The 19,545-nt window shown below is 67.2% G+C and carries 17 protein-coding genes and 1 tRNA gene; 8 read left to right on the top strand and 10 right to left on the bottom strand.

The genetic code is table 11. The features are described from left to right. Nucleotides 1–48 precede the first annotated feature (48 nt). The 4 genes from ACGVWT_RS01665 to ACGVWT_RS01650 all read left to right on the top strand — a co-directional run bounded on the left by ACGVWT_RS01665 (nt 49) and on the right by ACGVWT_RS01650 (nt 4,058). The gene (locus ACGVWT_RS01665) at nt 49–282 is read left to right on the top strand and encodes a hypothetical protein (RefSeq protein WP_063689472.1); all 234 of its coding nucleotides are present in this window, start codon (nt 49–51) and stop codon (nt 280–282) included. Continuing rightward, nucleotides 180–1,241, top strand: coding sequence for a sulfate adenylyltransferase subunit CysD (cysD, locus tag ACGVWT_RS01660; protein ID WP_315471929.1), 1,062 nt, complete (start codon nt 180–182; stop codon nt 1,239–1,241). The genes ACGVWT_RS01665 and cysD overlap by 103 nt, the downstream gene beginning before the upstream one ends. A gap of 157 nt (nt 1,242–1,398) precedes the next feature. Beyond that, complete coding sequence (gene cysN / locus ACGVWT_RS01655; protein WP_315461321.1) at nt 1,399–3,312, top strand: sulfate adenylyltransferase subunit CysN; 1,914 nt, start codon at nt 1,399–1,401, stop codon at nt 3,310–3,312. After that, nucleotides 3,309–4,058, top strand: a complete 750-nt coding sequence (locus ACGVWT_RS01650) for a 3'(2'),5'-bisphosphate nucleotidase CysQ (protein ID WP_315461322.1) — start codon at nt 3,309–3,311, stop codon at nt 4,056–4,058. The genes cysN and ACGVWT_RS01650 overlap by 4 nt, the downstream gene beginning before the upstream one ends. Here the strand turns inward: ACGVWT_RS01650 and ACGVWT_RS01645 are convergent. Both ACGVWT_RS01645 and ACGVWT_RS01640 read right to left on the bottom strand, forming a co-directional pair. Then, entirely contained in the window at nt 4,050–5,042 is a 993-nt protein-coding gene (locus ACGVWT_RS01645) for a bile acid:sodium symporter family protein (RefSeq protein WP_315461323.1), read from the bottom strand. The genes ACGVWT_RS01650 and ACGVWT_RS01645 overlap by 9 nt on opposite strands. A 78-nt stretch (nt 5,043–5,120) precedes the next feature. Further along, nucleotides 5,121–5,197 (bottom strand) — tRNA-Arg (locus tag ACGVWT_RS01640). 84 nt (nt 5,198–5,281) lie between these two features. Here ACGVWT_RS01640 and ACGVWT_RS01635 point away from each other — a divergent pair. Continuing rightward, the gene (locus ACGVWT_RS01635; RefSeq protein ID WP_315461324.1) at nt 5,282–5,779 is read left to right on the top strand and encodes a hypothetical protein; all 498 of its coding nucleotides are present in this window, start codon (nt 5,282–5,284) and stop codon (nt 5,777–5,779) included. Here ACGVWT_RS01635 and ACGVWT_RS01630 read toward each other — a convergent pair. From ACGVWT_RS01630 to hemB, 3 genes are read right to left on the bottom strand one after another with little or no spacing between them, the layout of a single operon-like run. After that, on the bottom strand, nt 5,776–7,989 hold the full coding sequence (locus ACGVWT_RS01630) for a fused MFS/spermidine synthase (protein WP_315461325.1): 2,214 nt from the start codon (nt 7,987–7,989) through the stop codon (nt 5,776–5,778). The genes ACGVWT_RS01635 and ACGVWT_RS01630 overlap by 4 nt on opposite strands. After that, nucleotides 7,986–8,522, bottom strand: coding sequence for a GNAT family N-acetyltransferase (locus tag ACGVWT_RS01625; protein WP_315461326.1), 537 nt, complete (start codon nt 8,520–8,522; stop codon nt 7,986–7,988). The genes ACGVWT_RS01630 and ACGVWT_RS01625 overlap by 4 nt, the downstream gene beginning before the upstream one ends. Beyond that, a complete protein-coding gene (gene hemB, locus ACGVWT_RS01620) occupies nt 8,519–9,511 on the bottom strand; it encodes a porphobilinogen synthase (protein ID WP_116461277.1) in 993 nt (330 codons plus the stop codon). Before hemB ends, ACGVWT_RS01625 begins: the two co-directional genes overlap by 4 nt. 90 nt (nt 9,512–9,601) lie before the next feature. Between hemB and ACGVWT_RS01615 the strand changes: the two genes are divergently transcribed. Next, nucleotides 9,602–10,480 carry a diacylglycerol kinase family protein gene (locus tag ACGVWT_RS01615; protein WP_315461327.1) on the top strand — a complete coding sequence of 293 codons (879 nt, stop codon included), beginning with the start codon at nt 9,602–9,604 and terminating at the stop codon, nt 10,478–10,480. Here the strand turns inward: ACGVWT_RS01615 and ACGVWT_RS01610 are convergent. Beyond that, nucleotides 10,464–10,892: a hypothetical protein gene (locus ACGVWT_RS01610; protein WP_315461328.1), complete on the bottom strand. Its 429-nt coding sequence runs from the start codon at nt 10,890–10,892 to the stop codon at nt 10,464–10,466. The genes ACGVWT_RS01615 and ACGVWT_RS01610 overlap by 17 nt on opposite strands. A gap of 83 nt (nt 10,893–10,975) precedes the next feature. Between ACGVWT_RS01610 and ACGVWT_RS01605 the strand changes: the two genes are divergently transcribed. After that, a complete protein-coding gene (locus tag ACGVWT_RS01605) occupies nt 10,976–12,340 on the top strand; it encodes a deoxyribodipyrimidine photo-lyase (protein ID WP_315461329.1) in 1,365 nt (454 codons plus the stop codon). Nucleotides 12,341–12,343: 3 nt separating this feature from the next. On the opposite strand, the gene ACGVWT_RS01600 is transcribed toward ACGVWT_RS01605, so the two are convergent. Next, on the bottom strand, nt 12,344–13,234 hold the full coding sequence (locus ACGVWT_RS01600; RefSeq protein WP_394425151.1) for a LysR family transcriptional regulator: 891 nt from the start codon (nt 13,232–13,234) through the stop codon (nt 12,344–12,346). Nucleotides 13,235–13,334: 100 nt separating this feature from the next. On the opposite strand from ACGVWT_RS01600, the gene ACGVWT_RS01595 reads away from it, so the two are divergent. Further along, the gene (locus ACGVWT_RS01595; protein ID WP_315461331.1) at nt 13,335–15,413 is read left to right on the top strand and encodes a malate synthase G; all 2,079 of its coding nucleotides are present in this window, start codon (nt 13,335–13,337) and stop codon (nt 15,411–15,413) included. Between the two features lie 10 nt (nt 15,414–15,423). Here ACGVWT_RS01595 and ACGVWT_RS01590 read toward each other — a convergent pair whose 3' ends face one another. From ACGVWT_RS01590 to ACGVWT_RS01580, 3 genes are read right to left on the bottom strand one after another with little or no spacing between them, the layout of a single operon-like run. Next, entirely contained in the window at nt 15,424–16,425 is a 1,002-nt protein-coding gene (locus ACGVWT_RS01590) for an NAD-dependent epimerase/dehydratase family protein (protein ID WP_315461332.1), read from the bottom strand. Between the two features lie 33 nt (nt 16,426–16,458). Continuing rightward, entirely contained in the window at nt 16,459–17,967 is a 1,509-nt protein-coding gene (locus tag ACGVWT_RS01585) for an MFS transporter (RefSeq protein ID WP_315461333.1), read from the bottom strand. Beyond that, nucleotides 17,964–19,439: a tryptophan halogenase family protein gene (locus tag ACGVWT_RS01580; RefSeq protein WP_315461334.1), complete on the bottom strand. Its 1,476-nt coding sequence runs from the start codon at nt 19,437–19,439 to the stop codon at nt 17,964–17,966. The genes ACGVWT_RS01585 and ACGVWT_RS01580 overlap by 4 nt, the downstream gene beginning before the upstream one ends. Between the last annotated feature and the right edge of the window lie 106 nt (nt 19,440–19,545).

The following is a 19,545-nucleotide window of genomic DNA, read 5'->3' as shown; positions in this document are numbered from 1 at the left end:
AAAGTGCGGAAATCCGCCATTGGCGCGCGGCTTGCTTAACCTTGCTACATGTGGACCCGCATCAGACGCCTCTTCACCATCAAGACCAAGTTCGAGGCGTTCGTCATCATCTATGGCCTCGCCATGGGGGCGGTGGAGCGCGGCATGCATTATCTGCAGCAATATCCCGGCTGGCAGGGGTGGATGCTGTTCTGCTGCTGCCCGATCGCGGTGTTCATGGTCGGAGGCGTGCTGATCGATTCGGTCGAGCGGCGACGCGAGGAGTGGGGCCAGCCGGAATAGGGGCACCCCCAAGGATAAGTTGGTCGCATCGCGCGAGCGGAGGCTTATCTGAAAGTCCCATGAGCGGGCTTACCCATTTGCAGCGGCTGGAAGCCGAGAGCATTCACATCATGCGCGAGGTCGTCGCCGAGGCGGAGCGGCCGGTGATGCTGTATTCGGTCGGCAAGGATTCGGCGGTGATGCTGCATCTGGCCAAAAAGGCGTTCTTTCCGGCGCGACCGCCCTTCCCGCTGCTGCATGTCGATACGACGTGGAAGTTCCGCGCCATGTATGCGCTGCGCGACAAGGCGGCGGCGGATGCGGGGATGGAGCTGATCGTCCACAAGAATCCAGAGGCGGAGGCCGCGGGGATCAACCCGTTCGACCATGGCAGCCGGCATACCGATCTGTGGAAGACCGAAGGGCTGAAGCAGGCGCTGAAGGCGGGCGGCTATGACGTCGCCTTCGGCGGGGCCCGGCGCGACGAGGAAAAGTCGCGCGCGAAGGAGCGCATCTTTTCCTTCCGCTCGGCGAGCCAGGGCTGGGATCCCAAGGCGCAGCGCCCCGAGCTGTGGAACCTGTACAATGCGCGTATCCATCGCGGCGAAAGCATCCGCGTGTTTCCGCTGTCCAACTGGACCGAGCTGGATATCTGGCAATATATCCTGCGCGAGGGGATCGAGATCGTACCGCTCTATTTCGCCGCGCCGCGTCCGACGGTGGAGCGCGACGGCATGCTGCTGATGGTGGACGACGATCGCTTTCGCCTGGCGCCCGGCGAAGTGCCGGTCGAACGCTCGATCCGGTTTCGCACGCTCGGCTGCTATCCGCTGACCGGCGCCGTGGAGAGCGAGGCGGCGACGTTGCCGCAGGTGATCCAGGAAATGCTGCTGACCACCACCAGCGAGCGCCAGGGCCGCGCGATCGATCACGATCAGGCCGCGAGCATGGAGAAGAAGAAGCGCGAGGGGTATTTCTGATGGCTGCCGTCACGACATTCCTCCCCCGCCAGGGGGGGGTGGCAGTGCGCCGCACTGACGGCGGGGGGCTTCCCCGTACGGTTTTGCTTGCGGCCCGCCCCCTCCACCATCGGGCTTTGCCCGGCGGTCCCCCTGCCCGTGCCGGGGAGGATCGGGCATGACCGCTTACACACCGGATGCGCTGATCGCGGCGGATATCCATGCCTATCTCGATACGCATCAGACCAAGTCGATGCTGCGCTTCATCACCTGCGGGTCGGTGGATGACGGCAAGTCGACGCTGATCGGGCGGCTGTTGTACGATTCGAAGACGATCTTCGAAGATCAGCTGAGCCAGCTGGAAGCGGACAGCAAGCGCGTCGGCACGCAGGGGCAGAATATCGACTTCGCGCTGCTGGTCGACGGGCTTGCCGCCGAGCGCGAGCAGGGCATCACGATCGACGTCGCCTATCGCTTCTTTGCGACCGAAAAACGCAAGTTCATCGTCGCCGATACGCCGGGCCACGAACAATATACGCGCAACATGGTGACGGGCGCGTCGACCGCCGATTGCGCGGTGATCCTGATCGACGCGCGCAAGGGCGTGCTGACGCAGACGCGGCGGCATTCGTTCCTCGCGTACCTGATCGGCATCCGCCAGATCGTGCTGGCGGTAAACAAGATGGATCTGGTCGGCCATGATCAGGGGACGTTCGACGCGATCGTTGCCGACTATGCCGAATTCGCACGCGGGATCGGGATCGAGGCGTTCACCGCCATTCCTTTGTCGGGCCTGACCGGCGCCAATATCACGACCCGGTCGGATGCCATGCCGTGGTATAGCGGCCCGGCGCTGCTGCCGCATCTGGAGGCGATTCCCGTCGACGCCGATCACGCCGCGGCGGGCCCGTTCCGGCTGCCGGTACAATGGGTCAACCGGCCCGACCTCGATTTCCGTGGCTTTGCCGGGACGATCGCCGGCGGTCGCGTCGCGGTGGGCGATGCGGTGCGGATCGTCCCCTCGGGCAAGACGACGCAGGTCGCACGGATCGTGACGTTCGATGGCGACCGTCAGACGGCACAGGCTGGCGAAGCGGTGACTGTGGTGCTGGCCGACGAGGTGGATTGCTCGCGCGGCGACGTGATCGCTGCCGCCGATGCACCGCCCGAAGCGGCCAACCAGTTCGAAGCGACGATCGTCTGGCTGTCCGACACGGCACTGGTGCCGGGCCGCGGCTATTGGCTGAAGATCGGCCCGCGGACGGTAGGTGCGACCGTGCAGGCGCCGGGATATGTCGTCGACGTCAACACGCAGGCGCATCTGTCCGCGAAGACGCTGGAGCTAAACGACATCGGCTTCGCCGAGGTATTCACCGACGAGGGCATCGTATTCGAGCCCTATGCGCAGAGCGCGGCGCTCGGTGGCTTCATCCTGATCGATCGCGAGACCAATGCGACCGTCGCGGCCGGGCTGATCCACCATGCGCTGCGCCGGGCGCAGAACGTGCATTGGCAGTCGGTCGACATCACGCGTGAGGCGCATGCCCGGCAGAAGGGGCAGTCGCCGCGGCTGCTGTGGTTCACCGGCCTGTCGGGATCGGGCAAGTCGACGATCGCCAATCTGGTCGAGAAGAAACTGCATGCGCTGGGGCGGCACAGTTTCCTGCTCGATGGCGACAACGTTCGGCATGGCCTGAACCGCGACCTGGGCTTCAGCGATGCCGACCGGATCGAGAATATCCGCCGCGTCGGCGAGGTCGCCAAGCTGATGACCGATGCCGGACTGATCGTGCTCACCGCGTTCATCTCGCCGTTCCGCGCGGAGCGGCAGATGGTGCGCGGGATGCTGCCGCCGGGCGAGTTCGTCGAAATCTTCGTCGACACGCCGCTGGCGCAGGCGGAGGCGCGCGACGTGAAGGGTCTGTACGCCAAGGCGCGGCGCGGCGAGATCGCCCATTTCACCGGCATTTCGAGCCCCTACGAGGCGCCGGACGCTCCCGATATTCGTATCGACACGACGCGCGAGAGCGCCGAGGATGCCGCCGAACGGATCGTCGAGCATGTGCTGGGCGTGTGGAGCTTCGAATTGTGACCTTGCCTGTCCTGTCGGACGTCGAACTGGCCCGCAGCGTCGCGGAGGAGGCAGGGGCGCTGTTGCTCGCGATCCGCGCGCGCGGTGGTGCGCAGGGCAAGGTACTGGGCGATGCCGGCGACGCAGAGGCGAATACGCTGATCCTCGACCGGCTGCGCGCGGCGCGTCCGGACGATTTCATCCTGTCGGAAGAATCGCTCGACGATCGTGCGCGGTGCGCGGCGGAGCGGGTGTGGATCGTCGACCCCCTCGATGGCACGCGTGATTATGCCGAGGGGCTGGACGATTGGGCGGTGCATATCGGCCTGGCGGTCGGTGGCCGTCCGGCGGTGGGCGCCGTGGCGGTGCCGGCGACGGGACGCGTCTATACGACCGCCGAGGCGTGCTCGCGCCAGATCGTCTGCGGCGCGCCGCCGCGGATGGTGGTAAGCCGGACCCGGGCGACCGATATGGTCGAGCGCGTCGGCGTCGCCTTGGCAACAACGCGGGTCGGGATGGGGTCAGCGGGCGTCAAGGCGATGGCGGTGGTCGATGGACGCGCCGACATCTATCTGCACGACGGCGGGCAGTATGAGTGGGACAATTGCGCGCCCGCCGCGGTGGCGCTGGCGGCGGGGCTGCATGCCTCGCGCATCGACGGCAGCCCGCTGGTCTATAATTGCGAGAACCCGTTGCTGCCCGACCTGCTGATCTGTCGGCCGGAGCTCGCCGATCAGGTGCTGGCGGCGGTCGCCGCGCTACGCTGAGACGGCTTCGGCCTCGGCGAGGCTTGCGGCATTGGCGTAGCGGCGGGCGATGATCGCGCAGGCGATCAACTGGATCTGGTGGAACAGCATCACCGGCAATAGCACCGCTCCGACCTGCGCCGCCGGAAACAGCACGCCGGCCATCGGTACGCCCGACGCGAGGCTCTTCTTCGAACCGCAGAACAGCAGCACGATCTGGTCTTCGCGTGTGAAGCCGAGCGCGCGGCCGGCGAGCCAGGTGAGGACCAGGACGATCGCGAGCAGTGCTACGCAGGCGGCGGCGATCAGCGCGAGATCGGCCGCGGAGACGCGGTGCCACAGCCCCTCGACCACCGCAGCACCAAAGGCGGTGTAGACGACGAGCAGGATCGAGCCGCGGTCGACAATGCCGACCAGCCCCTTATGCCGCCCGATGAAGCCGCCGATCCACGGGCGCAGCAGATGCCCGGCGACGAACGGGACCAGCAGTTGCAGCACGATCGATTCGACCGCGGCGAGGCTGATCCCCGCCTGTCCGCCGACGCCGCTCATCGTCAGCGCGACCAGCGCGGGCGTCAGCACGATGCCGATCAGGTTGGAAAAGGACGCGCTGCACACCGCCGCCGCGACATTGCCGCGCGCGATGGCGGTAAAGGCGATCGAAGATTGCACGGTCGAGGGCAGCAGCGTCAGGAACACCATGCCCGCCGCGACCGGCGCGGCGAGGCCGGGCAGCCGTCCGAATGCCAGCCCCAATAACGGGAACACCGCGAAGGTCGTCGCGAGGACGGCGAGATGCAGCCGCCAGTTGCGCGCGCCCTGCCAGATCGCCTCGCGCGACAGCTTGGCGCCGTGCAGGAAGAACAGCAGCACGATCCCCGCATCCGCCACGATCCCCGCCACGCGCGCCCATTCGCCGCGCGCGGGCAGCGCGCTCGCCAGCACGACGGTGCCGAGCAGCATGAGGATGAACGGTTCGACGAAGCTGAGGATACGGCGGATCATGCGGCCGCCCTAAAGCGCGTTTCGCTGCGCCACAAACGATAACCCCCGCCACATCAATGATGTGAGCGGGGGAAATCCTGGCGCGCCCGGAACGATTCGAACGTCCGACCCTCAGATTCGTAGTCTGATGCTCTATCCAGCTGAGCTACGGGCGCGCATTGGAGGCGCGCTGATAGCAGACGCTTCGAAACGCGCAAGTGCGTTGCGCCATTTTCTTGCACACCCTACAGCCGACCCCCATGAAAGTCGCTCTGTCGCTCGCTATTGCCCTCGCCACGCTGTCGGCCTGTTCGCGCGACACGACCCGCTATCCCTCGCTGGCGCCGCGTGCGGTGGAGAAGCTTGGCTTCGCCGAGCCCGAGGTGCCGGTGGTCGAGGCCAAGCCCGATCCGGCGCTGGACGCCAAGATCGCGGAGTTCGGCGTCAAGCTGGACCGCATGAGCAAGGGATTTGCCGCCGACGCCGCCAAGGCGGATGCCGCTGCGGCGAAGGCGAAGGGCAAGGCCGTCGGCAGCGATGCGTGGCTGGATGCGCAGACGGCGCTCGCCCAGCTCGACGACTGGCGGGCGCAGACGTCGTCGCTGTTGAGCGATATCGACGTGATCGCGGCCGATCGGGCGGCAAAGCTGAAGCCGGCCTATCCCGCGCTTGGCACGGTCCGGGAGCGTATTGCGGCGGAGGCCGCCAGGGAGGCCGCGACGATCGACCGCATTCAGGCATCGCTTCCCGCCGCCTAAGGCCCCCATTTCAGCAGCGGCAGGATCGTCGAATAATCGTCGGTCCACGGGGTGAGGCCCGCACGCGGCGTCAGCGGTTGCCACTGGCCGCCCCGTTTCGCGAGAGCGGCTAGCGTCGCGGGGTCGCGAGACAGCGCAATCCACTGGCTGGCGGAGGCGATCGCGGTGTAGCGCGGCGGCTGGTAAAACAGCTTCGCCGCATACCAGCCGCCGTCCCTTGCCAAGGCCGCGACGACGGGTTCGAGATCGAGGAACCGGTTCGAGATGTGGACGAGCAGCAGCCCCCGGGGCTGGAGCACGCGGGCATAAGCCCGGAACGCTTCGCGCGTCATCAGATGCGCAGGGATCGCGTCGGAGGAAAAAGCGTCGAGCGCCAGCAGATCGAGGCTGTCGGGTGCGTCCTGCTCGAGGCTGAGACGCGCGTCGCCGATGCGGATCGTGGGGTTGGGCAGGCAGTTGCGCAAATAGGTGAACTGGCCGGTGTCGCGCGCGATATGCACGACGACGGGATCGATCTCATAAAAGCGCCAGCGCTGGCCGGGCTGCGCATAGCAGGCGAGCGTGCCCGTCCCGAGCCCGACGACAGCGACGCGCGCGCGCGGTCCGTATAGTGGATCGAGCGCGCTCATCGCACGGCCGATACCGGAGGGCGGCGCATAATAGGTCGTCGGCAAGCGTTCGAGGATCGGGTTGCCGATGAACTGGATGCCATGGACAGTCGTGCCATGGTCGAGCTCGCGCACGCCGGGACGGTCGCGGACGGTATAGACGCCAAAATAGCTGCGGGTGCGCGCGCCCTGTTCCAGCGACAGCTCGACCGCACGCCAGCCGCCGAAGATCACCAGCGCAACGGCGAGGGTGAGTGCATAGGCCGGACGCGCGCCGATCGCGATCACGCCGATCAGCGCGATGACGATGAAGGTCAGGCCCTGATGGCCATCGCCGAACAGATCGCCGGGGCCGCGGAAGGTCAGGCCCGCCAACACCGCGAGCAGGACAATGACGACCGCATAGGCCAAGAGACGGCGCCGCGGCGTGGTCCACAATGATCGGATAGCGCGCGTCAGGTACAGTTGCGGCACCAGCAGCCCGGCGGCGAAAATCAGGATCGGATATTCGTACGTCCAGTCGAAGACGACCGGCGCGATCAACGCCGCGAACACGCCGCCCAATGCGCCGCCCACCGCCATGGCGAGGTAGAATCCGGTCAGGCGATCGGGCGCGGGGCGCAGGCGATAGAGCTGCGTGTGCAGCGCAACCGAGGCCATGAACAGCAAGGTCAGCGCGATGGCGAGATTGACCAACGGCGATTCATTGAAACCGCCGACCATCACGCCGCCGAACAGCAAGATGGTGATGGGCGCGATCCGCGTCAGCAGATCGGCGAGGAACCGGTCGGTGGCGAAGGCGACGGAAAAGCTGAGCAGATACAGGCCGAGCGGCAGCACCCAGAGCAGCGGCATCGCGACGATGTCGGTGGTAATATAGGTCGAGGTCGCGAGCATCAGCCCTGAGGGGATGAGCGCAAGTGCGATCCAATGCGCGATGCGGCGCCGGGTCGCGGGCGCGCTGGTCGGGCGCGCCGCGGCCTTGCCCACCCCACGCGGCAGATGCCAAGCACAGCCGACGACGAGTGCGATCAGGAGGACGTAGCCCGCGCTCCAGACGAGGCTTTGCGTGTGCAGCGTCAGCAGCGGCTCGACGACGAGCGGATAAGCGATCAGGCCGGCGAAGCTGCCGAGGTTCGAGGCGGCATAGAGCGCATAGGGATCGCCGCCTCGGCTCGCCATGCTGAACCAGCGTTGCACCAGCGGCGCCTGGGCGGAAACGGCAAAGAACAGTGGCCCGATCGATGCGCCGAGCAGCCACGGCACCCAGACCGCCAGCGACACGCTGGCAGGCCCCGCCCCCAACGCCAGCCCGATCGGCAGCCACGCACCGGCGACGAGCAGCACGCCGAGATGCACCGCCGCCTGCGCCATCGGCCGGATGCGCCCCAGCGCATGGGCATAGGCATAGCCAGCGAGCAGCAGCGTCTGGTAGACGAGCATCGCCGAATTCCACACCGCCGGCGCCCCGCCCAGGCGCGGTAAGGCCATGCGAGCCACCATCGGCTGGACGAGGAACAGCAGAAACGATCCCGTCAGGATCGTCGCGACGAACAGCAGGCGGCCGGCGTGGCCGATGGCATTGCCTTCACTGTCGCTCACGCGGGGCGGTCGATCGCGTAGACGATATGCCGGCAAAGGGGATGGCCCTTCGCGAAACGGGGATGGTCGAAATCGAACTCCGACCGATGGGTCATGCCGAGCCGCAGCATCAGGCCCCACGAGGCGCGGTTGGCGGGCACCGTCCAGGCATAGACCCGATCCGCTGTCGTGGTGACGAACGCCCAGTCTATACAGGCGCTTGCCGCCTCACGGGCATAGCCCTGACCCCAGGCATCCCGTCGCAATCGCCAGCCGATCTCCCAAACGCCCTTCACCGGCGTGTTCTCGTGGCCACCGCGGCGAATGCCACAAAAGCCAAGGAACGCGCCGTCTGCCCGTCGCTCGACCGCCCAGAAGCAGCAACCATCCGCCGCTTGGTTGGCGATCTGCCGGTCGACAGCCACATCACTGGCGGCGCGATCGACGACACCGTCCAGATGACGCATGACGTCAGGATCGCGCCCCATCGCGGCGAACGGCTCACGATCCTCTTCGCGCCACGGCCGGAGGATCAGCCGCTCGGTTTCGATCACGCGCCGAGCAGCCGCGCGGCGTGTGCCGCATGGTAGGTCAGGACACCCGAGCAGCCAGCGCGCTTGAAGGCCATCAGCGTTTCCAGCACCAGCGCGTCGCGATCGCCAGCCCCGGCGGCCACCGACGCTTCGATCATCGCATATTCGCCCGACACCTGATAGGCGAAGACCGGTACCTCGAACCGCTGTTTCACGCGGACGATGATGTCGAGATAGGGCAGGCCCGGCTTCACCATCACTGTGTCGGCGCCCTCGGCGAGGTCCAACGCGACTTCGCGCAACGCTTCCTCGGCGTTGGCATGGTCCATCTGATAGGTCTTCTTGTCGCCCTTCAACAGGCCGCGGCTGCCGACCGCGTCGCGGAACGGGCCGTAGAAGCCGCTGGCGTACTTGGCGGCATAGCTCATGATCTGGACGTTATGGGCGCCCTCCCCTTCCAGCGCCGCGCGGATCATGCCGATACGACCATCCATCATGTCCGACGGCGCGATGATGTCGGCACCGGCGCGCATCTGATTGACCGCTTGCTGCACCAGCAGGTCGGCGGTCGTATCGTTGACGACATAGCCCGCCGCATCGACCAGCCCGTCATGGCCGTGGCTGGTATAGGGATCGAGCGCGACGTCGGTCAGCACGCCGACCTCGGGCACGGCATCCTTGATCGCGCGGGTGGCCTGGCACATCAGATTGTCGGGATTGAGCGCCTCGCGCCCGTCCTCCGTCTTGAGGTGCGCGGGCGTGTAGGGGAAAAGCGCGACGCACGGGATGCCGAGGTCCCTCGCCTCTTTCGCGCGCGCGACGATGCCGTCGACCGACCAGCGCGACACGCCGGGCAGGCTGGCAATCGGTTGCTCCACCCCCTGCCCCTCGACCACGAACAGCGGCCAGATCAGATCGGCCGGCGTCAGGACGGTTTCGGCATGGAGCCGGCGGCTCCAGTCGCTCGCACGGGTGCGACGAAGGCGAAGCGCGGGATAGGATGCTGACATGGATTCGGCTTTGCGGGATCGTAGGCGTACTCGCAAGCGTTACGCAGGCGTAATCCTTATCCGCATGGAAGTTCTGGGGAATCTTGCGACATGGTGCAATTCCGATCCGCCGCGATGATCGTCAATGCCAAGTCGCGGAAAGGGCAGAAGCTTTTCCAGCGGGCCTGTGCGGCGATGGATGGGCTGGACTTTCCGGTCGATGCCCATGCGGTCGAAAATCCCGATGACCTGGAAGCGACGGTCGAGCGCGCACTGGCGAAGAAACCCGACCTGGTGATCCTGGGCGGGGGTGATGGGACGGTCAGCGGCCTCGTCGATCTGCTGGTCGGCAAGGGCGTAACGCTAGCGGTGCTGCCGCTCGGCACGGCGAACAGCTTCGCGCGGACGCTGGGCCTGCCGATCGATGTCGAGGGCGCGATTGAGGTGATCCGTAAGGGCGTGCCCAAGCGCATCGACCTCGGCATGATCGACGACGATTATTTCGCCAATTGCGCCGCGATGGGGATCAGTCCGCAGATCGCCGAGACGGTGCCGCACGGCTTGAAGAAGGCGCTGGGGCGGATCGGCTATCTCGGCTGGGCGGCGTGGCAGTTCGTCCGCTTCAAGCCGTTCATGCTGACGATCGACGACGGCGTAGAGACGCACCGGCTGCGCGTGGTCGAGGTGCGGATCAGCAACGGGCCGTATCACGGCGGCACGTGGCTGGTGGACGAGGCGTCGGTACAGTCGGGCCGCATCGTGGTGCAGGCGGTGACGGGGCGGTACAAGCGGACGCTGGTCAAAAACTGGGCGGCGAGCTTTTTGGGGCTCAAGGCGCGGCACCAGGATACAGTGAGCTTCAGCGGCACTGCGCTGAAGGTCGATACGCGGCCGTCGTTGCCGATCTCGATCGATGGCGAGGTGCTGGCGCATACGCCCATCACCGCGCGGGTCGCCGCGGGGGCGATCGAGGTCATGGCGCCCGCGTGATCGTCACCGGCGCCGTGTGGAGCGGATAGTCGCGGTCGTCCTCCGCCATCACGATGCCGCCCTTGGCATCGCGGAGGTAGAAGCGGCAGAAGATGCTACGCTCGTCGACGAAGCGCAGGCAGACGCGATCGGGCGTGATGCGGTAGCGGCCGCTCGTGTCCGGACGATCGTAGGCGAGCGTATAGGCGTCGCCGGTTGTGGCAAAGCGCTCGGTCGGGCCAGGGCGACCGCCCGTGCCGGGGCGGGTCTGCACGCTTCCGCGGACCAATTGCTCCAGCGCCTGCCCGCGGATCAGCGTCAGCGTTGCGCTATCGCGGATTGGCACCGGCAGGCGCGGCGGTGCGGGGCTCGGCGCGGAGGGCGAGCAGGCGGCGAGCGCCAGCGGAACGGTGAGACGAAGCGGACGGAGCATCACGCAGGACTTTTGCGGGCGGCAGTCGGTCCCGGCAAGCCCAGGCAGGAACTTAACCTATGTTCCGCCGATTGGAGCGATCGATGAACGCCCCTACCCTGTTATGGCTGCGGCAGGACCTGCGCCTGCACGACCAGCCCGCCCTCGCCGCCGCTGCCCATGCGGGGCCGGTCATTCCGGTCTACATTCTGGACGACGATGCGCCGGGCGAATGGCGGATCGGCGGGGCGCAACGGTGGTGGCTGCATCACAGTCTCGCTGCATTGGCCAAGGGCCTGAAAGCCAAGCACAGCCGGCTGATCCTGCGACGCGGCGATGCGGTAAGCGTGCTCCGCCAACTGTGCGAGGAGACCGGCGCGGACGCCATCCACGCCACGCGGCATTACGAGCCATGGTGGCGCGAGGCCGAGGCGGCGCTGGGCCACCAGCTGGTCCTGCACGATGGCGATCGCCTGGCACGGGTCGAGGATGTGACCACGGGGGCGGGCACGCCGTTCAAAGTCTTTTCGTCGTTCTGGAAGGCGTTGCAGGAGCATTTGCCGCCCCCCGAACCCCTGCCGATACCACGCACGATTGCGGCGCCGGACCATTGGCCGAAGAGCGATACCTTGACGGACTGGGCTCTGCTGCCGTCGAAGCCGGACTGGTCGGGCGGGTTCGGCGAGGATTGGGTGCCGGGCGAAGCCGAGGCGCTTGCCAAGGTAAAGCAATGGCCCGCAGACGTCGGCGACTATGATCGGCGCCGCAATCTGCCATCGGAAGAGGGCACGTCGCGCCTGTCGCCGCACCTGCATCATGGTGAGGTTTCGCCGCGGACCCTCTACCATGCGCTGCGGGGCAAGGCGGACACGATGCCGTATCTGCGCGAGATCGCATGGCGCGATTTTACCGCCGGCGTGCTGCTCGCCATGCCCGATTACGGCACGATCAACGGACGTCGGCAATATGATGCGATGCCATGGCGGACGGGCGCAGCTGCGAAGCGCGATCTGAAGGCCTGGCAGCAGGGGCGCACCGGCTATCCGATCGTCGATGCGGGCATGCGTCAGCTGTGGACGAGTGGCTGGATCCACAATCGCGTGCGGATGATCGCGGCAAGCTTCCTCGTGAAACACCTGCTGATCGACTGGCGCGAGGGCGAACGCTGGTATTGGGACTGTCTAGTCGACGCCGATTACGGGAACAATGCGGTCAATTGGCAGTGGATCGCGGGGACCGGCGTCGACGCCAACATGTTCGGGCGTATCATGGCGCCGCTCAGCCAATCGGAGAAATTCGACGCGGCCGATTACATCCGCCAATGGGTGCCCGAGCTGGCGGACCTCTCCGATACCGCGATTCACGACCCCGATGCGCACGACGCCCGGCCCAAAGGCTATCCGCCCAAGATCATCGGCCATCGCGAGGCACGCGATCGTGCGCTGACGGCCGCCAAGACCCTGCGCTAAGCGTCAGGTCCAGGCGGCGGGGTCGATCGTATCGCGTATGAAGTCGATGAAGGCGGTTACGGCGGCCGGGACCGCGGGGCTGCGCAGGTGGACGGCGTAGATGCCGACGTCGGCCGACCCCTCCCATTCGGGCAGCACGCGAACGAGCTGTCCCGAGGCGAGCGCATCGCCGACATCCCATAACGAGCGTAACGCGATGCCGACGCCGCCCAATGCGAGTTCGCGCACCAGTTCGCTGGAGTTGGTACGGACGTGACTGGGTTCGGTGACGAGCGTTGTGCGCCCGGCGGATACGAGACGCCATGGCATCTGCCCATCGGCTGCCAGCAGGCGATGCTGGGACAGGTCGTCCACCTGTTGCGGTGTACCGTTGCCAGCAAGGTATGACGGCGCCGCGCAGAGGATGCGGCGGCTGGTGGCGAGCCGGCGCGCCACGACGTTCGCGGGCACCTCTGCCGCAATGCGGATCGCGCAGTCGACCCGCGCCCCGAACAGGTCAACGAAGCCGTCGTCGAGATCGAAGCGCAGCTCGACCGCTGGGCAGGCCGTGACGAACCGGCCGAGGTGAGGCGCGACATGCAGCCGCCCGAACGAGGTCGGGGCCGAGACGTGAAGCGGTCCCGCCGGCGCGGTGCGGGCACCGGTCACCCGCGCCTCCGCCGCGTCGAGCGCGCCGAGAATGTCGCCGAGATCCGTGCGGAACCGCTCGCCCGCCGTCGTTAGCGCCAGCCGTCGGGTGGTGCGGTGGACGAGCGTGACGCCGAGCCGCTGTTCGAGCTTTTGAAGGCGCTTGGAAACCATTGCGGGCGACAGGCGCAGCGCCCGTGCGGCGGCGGAGAGGCTGCCGGCGTCGGCTACGGCAACGAACAGCGCATAATCGGGATCGAAGGCCATTCGTTCCTCTTACGATAAACTGCTTCAATATCTTTGCTGCTACCGAACGGATAGCGATCGGTCTAGGATGACAGGCAAGACCACAGCGAAGGATGACCCCATGATCGCGCGCGCCGGCCTTGGCATCGCCCCCGAACTCGCCGACTTCATCGAACGCGAGGCGTTGCCGGGCACCGGCATCGCGCCCGACGCTTTTTGGTCGGGGGTGGCGGCGATCTTCGAACGGTTCACGCCGGAGAACCGCGCGCTGTTGACGACGCGGGACCGGATGCAGGCAGCGATCGACGCCTGGCATCGCGACCATGCGTTCGAGCCCGCCGCCTACGAGGCGTTCCTGCGCGAGATCGGCTATCTCCTACCCGAGCCGGAGCCCTTTGCGGTCGACCCCGCCAATGTGGATTCGGAAATTGCCGAGCGCGCAGGGCCGCAATTGGTCGTTCCGATCCTCAACGCCCGCTTCCTGCTGAATGCCGCGAATGCGCGTTGGGGCAGCCTGTACGATGCGCTGTACGGCACCGATGCGCTGCCCGGCGCGGCCGCGTCCGGCGGTTATGACGCGGCGCGGGGGAGCCAGGTTATTGCCTGGGCGAAGGCGTTTCTGGACGAGGCGGTTCCGCTGGCCGATGGCCGCTGGGCGGATTGGACCGGCGGTACGCCCGCCCTCGCCGCCCCCGCGCAATGGGTGGGCAGCGCCGGCGATACGTTGCTCTTCCGGCATAACGGCCTGCATATCGAAGTCGTCGTCGACCGCAGCCACCCGATCGGCCGCGACGATCCCGCGGGTATCGCCGACGTCGTCCTCGAATCCGCTCTGACGACGATCTGCGACCTTGAGGATTCGGTCGCGGCGGTCGACGCCGAGGACAAGGTCGCTGGCTATGCCAATTGGCTGGGGCTGATGCGCGGCGACCTGACGGCGAGCTTCGACAAGGGCGGGCGGACGGTGAGCCGGACGCTGGCCGAAGATCGCACTTATACCGCACCCGACGGCGGCACGATCACTTTGCCCGGCCGCAGCCTGCTGTTCGTCCGCAACGTCGGCCATCTGATGACGACGCCGGCCGTGCGCCTGCCCGACGGCAGTGAGGCGCCCGAGGGCATCCTCGACGCGATCGTCACCAGCCTGATCGGGCTGCATGACGTGCGGGGGCAGCGTCGCAACAGCCGCGCCGGATCGATCTACATCGTCAAGCCCAAGATGCATGGGCCGGACGAAGCGGCCCTGACCAACGCGCTGTTCGACGCGGTTGAAGACCTGCTGGGCCTCGATCGCCACACGATCAAGGTCGGGCTGATGGACGAGGAGCGGCGGACCAGCGCGAACCTGGCCGCGTGCATCCACGCCGTCCGCCACCGGCTGGTGTTCATCAACACCGGCTTCCTCGACCGTACCGGCGACGAGATGCACACATCGATGCATGCCGGTCCGATGATCCCGAAGGGCGAGATGAAGGCGAGCCGCTGGATCGCCGCCTACGAAAACCGCAACGTGCAGATCGGGCTTGCCTGCGGCCTATCGGGCAAGGCGCAGATCGGCAAGGGCATGTGGGCGGCGCCGGACCGGATGGCGGACATGCTCGACCAGAAAATCGGCCACCCGCAGACGGGCGCGAACACCGCCTGGGTCCCCTCGCCCACTGCGGCGACGCTGCACGCGACACACTATCATCGCGTCGACGTCTTCGCCCGCCAACGCGAGCGCGCCGCCGAGCCGGTCGCGCCGCTTGGCGATCTGCTGACCATCCCAGTCGCCGAGGCGGGGCGGAACTGGACGCCGGACGAGGTGCGGGCCGAACTCGACAACAACGCGCAGGGCATGTTGGGCTATGTCGTGCGTTGGATCGATCAGGGCATCGGCTGTTCTAAGGTGCCCGACATTCACGACATCGGCCTGATGGAAGATCGCGCGACACTGCGCATCTCATCGCAGCATATGGCAAACTGGCTGCTGCATGGCGTCGCGACACCGGCCGAGGTCGATGCCGCCTTCACGCGCATGGCAGCGAAGGTCGATGCGCAGAATGCCGACGATCCTGCGTACCGACCGATGAGCGGGCATTCGGAAAGCCTCGCCTGGCAAGCGGCCCGCGCGCTGGTGTTCGAGGGCGTCGCGCAGCCGAACGGCTACACCGAACCCCTGCTGCACCGCTATCGTGCGGAGGCGAAGGCGGCTGGCTGAGAGGGCCCGCCTACAGGCGGTGGTAGGCGCGATACCAGTCGACGAACGCCGGCACGCCGACATCGATCGACGTCGTCGGCCGGTAGCCGAGGTCGCTCGCAATCGCGTCGATATCCGCCGCGGTGCGGACGACGTCGCCGGGCTGCATCGGCAGGTTGCGGCGGATCGCCTGGCGGCCCGTCGCCTGTTCCAGCACCTCGATCACGCGGCCCAACGGCTCAGACCGGTTGTTGCCGATATTGTACAGGCGGTGCGGCGCGACGCTGCCACCGGCTTTCTCTCCGCCGTCGTCAGGCGGCGGATTGTCGTGCGCGGCGATCACGCCGGCGACGATATCGGCGATGAAGGTGAAGTCGCGCTCCATCTTGCCGTCGTTGAACACCGGGATCGGCTCGCCCGCGAACATCGCGCGGGTGAAGATCCACATCATCATGTCCGGCCGCCCCCATGGGCCATAGACGGTGAAGAACCGCAGGCCGGTGAGCGGCAGACGATAGAGATGCGCGTAGCTCTCGCTCATCACCTCGTTCGCGCGCTTGGTGGCGGCATAGAGCGAGACGGGCCGATCGACGCGATCCTCGACGCGGAACGGTACGGCGGTGTTGCCGCCATAGACCGACGAGGACGAGGCATAGACCATGTGCGCCACACCGCGATGGCGCGCGACCTCCAGCAGGTTGAGATGGCCGACGAGGTTCGACTGGCCATAGGCCTCGGGATGCTCGATCGAATAGCGCACGCCGGGCTGGGCGCCGAGATGGACGATGCGGTCGAAGGTATGCGGGGCGACCGCCGATCGCAGCGCCGTGGCATTGGCGAAGTCGACGTGAAGGAAGGTGAACAGGTCGCCATAGCGTTCGGTCAGGCGGGCGAGGCGCGCGTGCTTGAGGGCGGGGTCGTAGTAATCGTTGATCGAATCCACGCCGATCACCCGCGTGCCGCGCGCCATCAGCGCATCGGCGGTGCTCATGCCGATGAACCCCGCCACGCCGGTCACCAAAGTCGTCGGCATCGTCTCGTCCCCCCGTTCGCGTACCGCGCCGCTCTAGCCGGGGACGCGCGCCGCCTCCACCCGCGTCATCGCGATCGCCGCGAGCAATAGCGCAGCCGCCGCGAACGCCAGCGTCCAGATCGGCGCGGTCGGGAAGAAATGCTTGGTGATCGACCCCATCACCGTCGCGACGAGCAGCTGCGGCACGACGACGAAGACGTTGAACAGGCCCATGTAGATACCGAGCTTGCGCTGCGGCAGGCTGGAGGCCAGAATCGCATAGGGCATGGCGAGGATCGACGCCCAGGCGATGCCGATACCGATTTCGCTGGCGAGCAGCCATTTGGGATCGGTGATGACGAAGAAGCTGGCGAAGCCCGCTGCGCCGCACAGCAGCCCGATGATGTGGGTCTTTGCCTGTCCGATCCGCTTGGCCAGAACGGGCAGCAGCGTCAGCGCGGCGACCGCGGCGATGCCGTTATACGTTGCGAACAGCACGTCTACCCAGTTCGCGCCCTCCTGATACAGCGGGCTCTTTGCATCGGGTGCACCGTAGAAGGCGCCGGCGACGATCGGCGTGGTGTTGATCCACATGATGAACAGCGCCGACCAGCTGAAGAATTGCGCGACCGCGAGCCGCTTCATCAGGACGGGCATGCCGCCGAAATCGCCGACGATATGGCCCAGCATGCCTGCCGCATGCCCTGCCCGCGCGCGGGCGATCGCGACGATGCTGGCGAGGCCATAGCCAGCGAGCAACGCGCCAAGCAGGTACACTTCCTTTTCCAGCCGCATCGCGGCAACCGCGACGATCACGATCGCACCCGCGACGATCCAGGCGATGCTGGTGCCGTACCGACGCGCGGCGAGGATACGGAGCGTATGGCCTTGGTCCTCCGTCGCAGACCCGTCGAACGCCGCCATCTCGTCGGGCGCATATTCGCGCGTCGTCAGCACGGTCCACAGCACCGCGAGGAACAGCGCCGCGCCGCCGAACCAGAAGGCATAGCGCACGGTATCGGGAATGCCGCCGCCAGCTGCCTGGTTGGACACGCCGAGATGTTCGAGCAGCCAGGGAAAGATCGACCCGAACACCGCGCCCGCGCCGATGAAGGCGGTCTGCACCGCATAGCCCGCGGCATGCTGATCCTTGTCGAGCATGTCGCCGACAAAGGCGCGGAACGGCTCCATCGAGACGTTGAGCGAGGCGTCGAGCAGCCACAGCAGCATTGCCGCCATCAGCAGCCCCGGGCTTTCCGGCATCAGCAGCAGCGCAATCGCCGCCAGGATCGCGCCCGCAAGGAAATACGGCCGCCGCCGCCCCAGCCGGCCGAGCCATGTCCGATCGCTGAGGTGGCCGATCACCGGCTGCACCAGCAGGCCGGTCAGCGGCGCCGCCACCCAGAGCGCGGGCAGATCGTCGAGGCTGGTGCCGAGCGACTGGAAGATGCGGCTCATATTGGCGTTCTGCAGCGCGAAGCCGATCTGGATGCCGAAGAAGCCGAACGAGATATTCCAGAGGCCCGCCCAGCTTTGGCGTGGGCGAGTGGCAGTGGGGGTCATGGCATCCTCCGGTGGCCGTCTAGCGCGGCCTGATGATCTGGGAAGTTGAGCAGGCAGCCGCTCAGCAAGCTATCGATTGCGGCGAGGTCGGCGACGGGAGCTGCCGTGCGCAGCCGCGTCGCGTCGGGGAAGGTGCCGTAGCCGGCGAGCAGCACTTCCCACGACATGGGCGCGTAATAGCCGGTGAGGCCCCGCCCCTCGACCACCGCAGCGACGTCGCCGCCCGTGAACCACGCCGTCATGATCGCCTTCAGGTCGTCGGACAGAGCGTCGTTGGTCGCGACGTCGCGCCAGAAGGGCCCGCTACGGCGGTTGAGGCGGTAATGGGCGACGATATAGTCGCGAATACCGTCGTAGCGGCGCGCGATCGAGGCGTTGAAGGCGTCGCGGCTACCGGCTTGATAGGCGCCGATGAAGCCTTCGATCGTCGCCTGCACGATGTGGAGCGCCGTCGCTTCGAGGGGTTCGATGAAGCCCTGGGCGAGGCCGATCGCAAGGCAATTGGCGGTCCAGCTGGTCTCGACGCGGCCGACCTTCATGCTGAGGTGGCGGGCGGCGACGTCGGTATCGAGCAGGCCGAGGTGGCGGCGCAACTCCGTCTCGGCTGCGTCGGGCGACAGGTAGCGCGAGGCGTAGACGTAGCCGTTGCCGGTGCGGCTGGTCAGCGGAATGTCCCAAGCCCAGCCGGCGGAGAGCGCGGTCGCCTTGGTCTGGACCGGTAGCGCGTCCTTCCGGGGGGTGGGCATCACCACGGCACGGTCGGCGAACAGGGTGTCGGCGAAGGAACGGAAGGGTACGCCGAGCGCCTGTTGTGCGATGACGCTGGCGAAACCGCTGGCATCGACGAACAGGTCGGCGTGGATGGCATCCCCTTCGTCCAGCGTCAGCGTAGCGACCCGACCGGTCGCATCGACCACGACGTCACGCACACGGCGCGGCAGATGGACGACGCCGCGGGCCAACGCCGCAGCGCGCAGGACATGCCCGACCTTATGCGCATCGAAATGATAGCCGTAGCCGATGCGGAACGGGAAGTTTGCCGGCGCGATCGGGGCGCGGCCCGCCGCGGCCAGCCTTGCGTTGAGGAAGAAGTGATCGGGGTGCGCCGGGACGTCGGCGCCGTGCCGGCGTGCGCGGGTGCTGGCGAAGAAGGCGCCTTGCGTGTGGAGGTCGATCTGGCCGGCGAACGGGTGGAAATAAGCGGGCGTGTCGTCGGCCCAGCCGTGGAAGGCGATGCCCGCCTTGTAGGTCGCGTCGGCGGCCGGCATCCAGTCCGACTCAGCGATGCCGAGCGTGTCGAAGAGCGATTTGAGCTGCGGGGTCGATCCTTCGCCGACGCCGACGATGCCGATGTCGGGGGATTCGATGACGGTGATGGGGGCCTGCGGCCACGCCTTCGCCATCAGGCACGCCGCCATCCACCCGGCGGTGCCGCCGCCGAGGATGGCGATCGAGGGGGGCGGCGGGGTCATGCGTTCGCAGAGCACGGGACGGCCGGCCCCGCATACCCCGTCACCCCGGCCTCGAGCCGGGGTCCCGCTGTTCCCGCGCCGCAAAGTAAGAAGCGGGACCCCGGAT

The sequence above is a fragment of the Sphingomonas sp. S6 genome (genome assembly GCF_043498045.1).
Taxonomy (GTDB): Bacteria; Pseudomonadota; Alphaproteobacteria; order Sphingomonadales; family Sphingomonadaceae; genus Sphingomonas.
This window is presented reverse-complemented; position numbering and strand designations above follow the sequence as displayed.

Coding starts and splice junctions, on each gene's coding strand:
- ACGVWT_RS01580 (WP_315461334.1), bottom strand. CDS start 19,439: ATGACCCCGCCGCCCCCCTCGATCGCCATCCTCGGCGGCGGCACCGCC.
- ACGVWT_RS01635 (WP_315461324.1), top strand. CDS start 5,282: ATGAAAGTCGCTCTGTCGCTCGCTATTGCCCTCGCCACGCTGTCGGCC.
- hemB (WP_116461277.1), bottom strand. CDS start 9,511: ATGTCAGCATCCTATCCCGCGCTTCGCCTTCGTCGCACCCGTGCGAGC.
- ACGVWT_RS01595 (WP_315461331.1), top strand. CDS start 13,335: ATGATCGCGCGCGCCGGCCTTGGCATCGCCCCCGAACTCGCCGACTTC.
- ACGVWT_RS01645 (WP_315461323.1), bottom strand. CDS start 5,042: ATGATCCGCCGTATCCTCAGCTTCGTCGAACCGTTCATCCTCATGCTG.
- ACGVWT_RS01610 (WP_315461328.1), bottom strand. CDS start 10,892: ATGCTCCGTCCGCTTCGTCTCACCGTTCCGCTGGCGCTCGCCGCCTGC.
- ACGVWT_RS01605 (WP_315461329.1), top strand. CDS start 10,976: ATGAACGCCCCTACCCTGTTATGGCTGCGGCAGGACCTGCGCCTGCAC.
- cysN (WP_315461321.1), top strand. CDS start 1,399: ATGACCGCTTACACACCGGATGCGCTGATCGCGGCGGATATCCATGCC.
- ACGVWT_RS01615 (WP_315461327.1), top strand. CDS start 9,602: ATGGTGCAATTCCGATCCGCCGCGATGATCGTCAATGCCAAGTCGCGG.
- ACGVWT_RS01665 (WP_063689472.1), top strand. CDS start 49: ATGTGGACCCGCATCAGACGCCTCTTCACCATCAAGACCAAGTTCGAG.
- ACGVWT_RS01590 (WP_315461332.1), bottom strand. CDS start 16,425: ATGCCGACGACTTTGGTGACCGGCGTGGCGGGGTTCATCGGCATGAGC.
- ACGVWT_RS01600 (WP_394425151.1), bottom strand. CDS start 13,234: ATGGCCTTCGATCCCGATTATGCGCTGTTCGTTGCCGTAGCCGACGCC.
- ACGVWT_RS01585 (WP_315461333.1), bottom strand. CDS start 17,967: ATGACCCCCACTGCCACTCGCCCACGCCAAAGCTGGGCGGGCCTCTGG.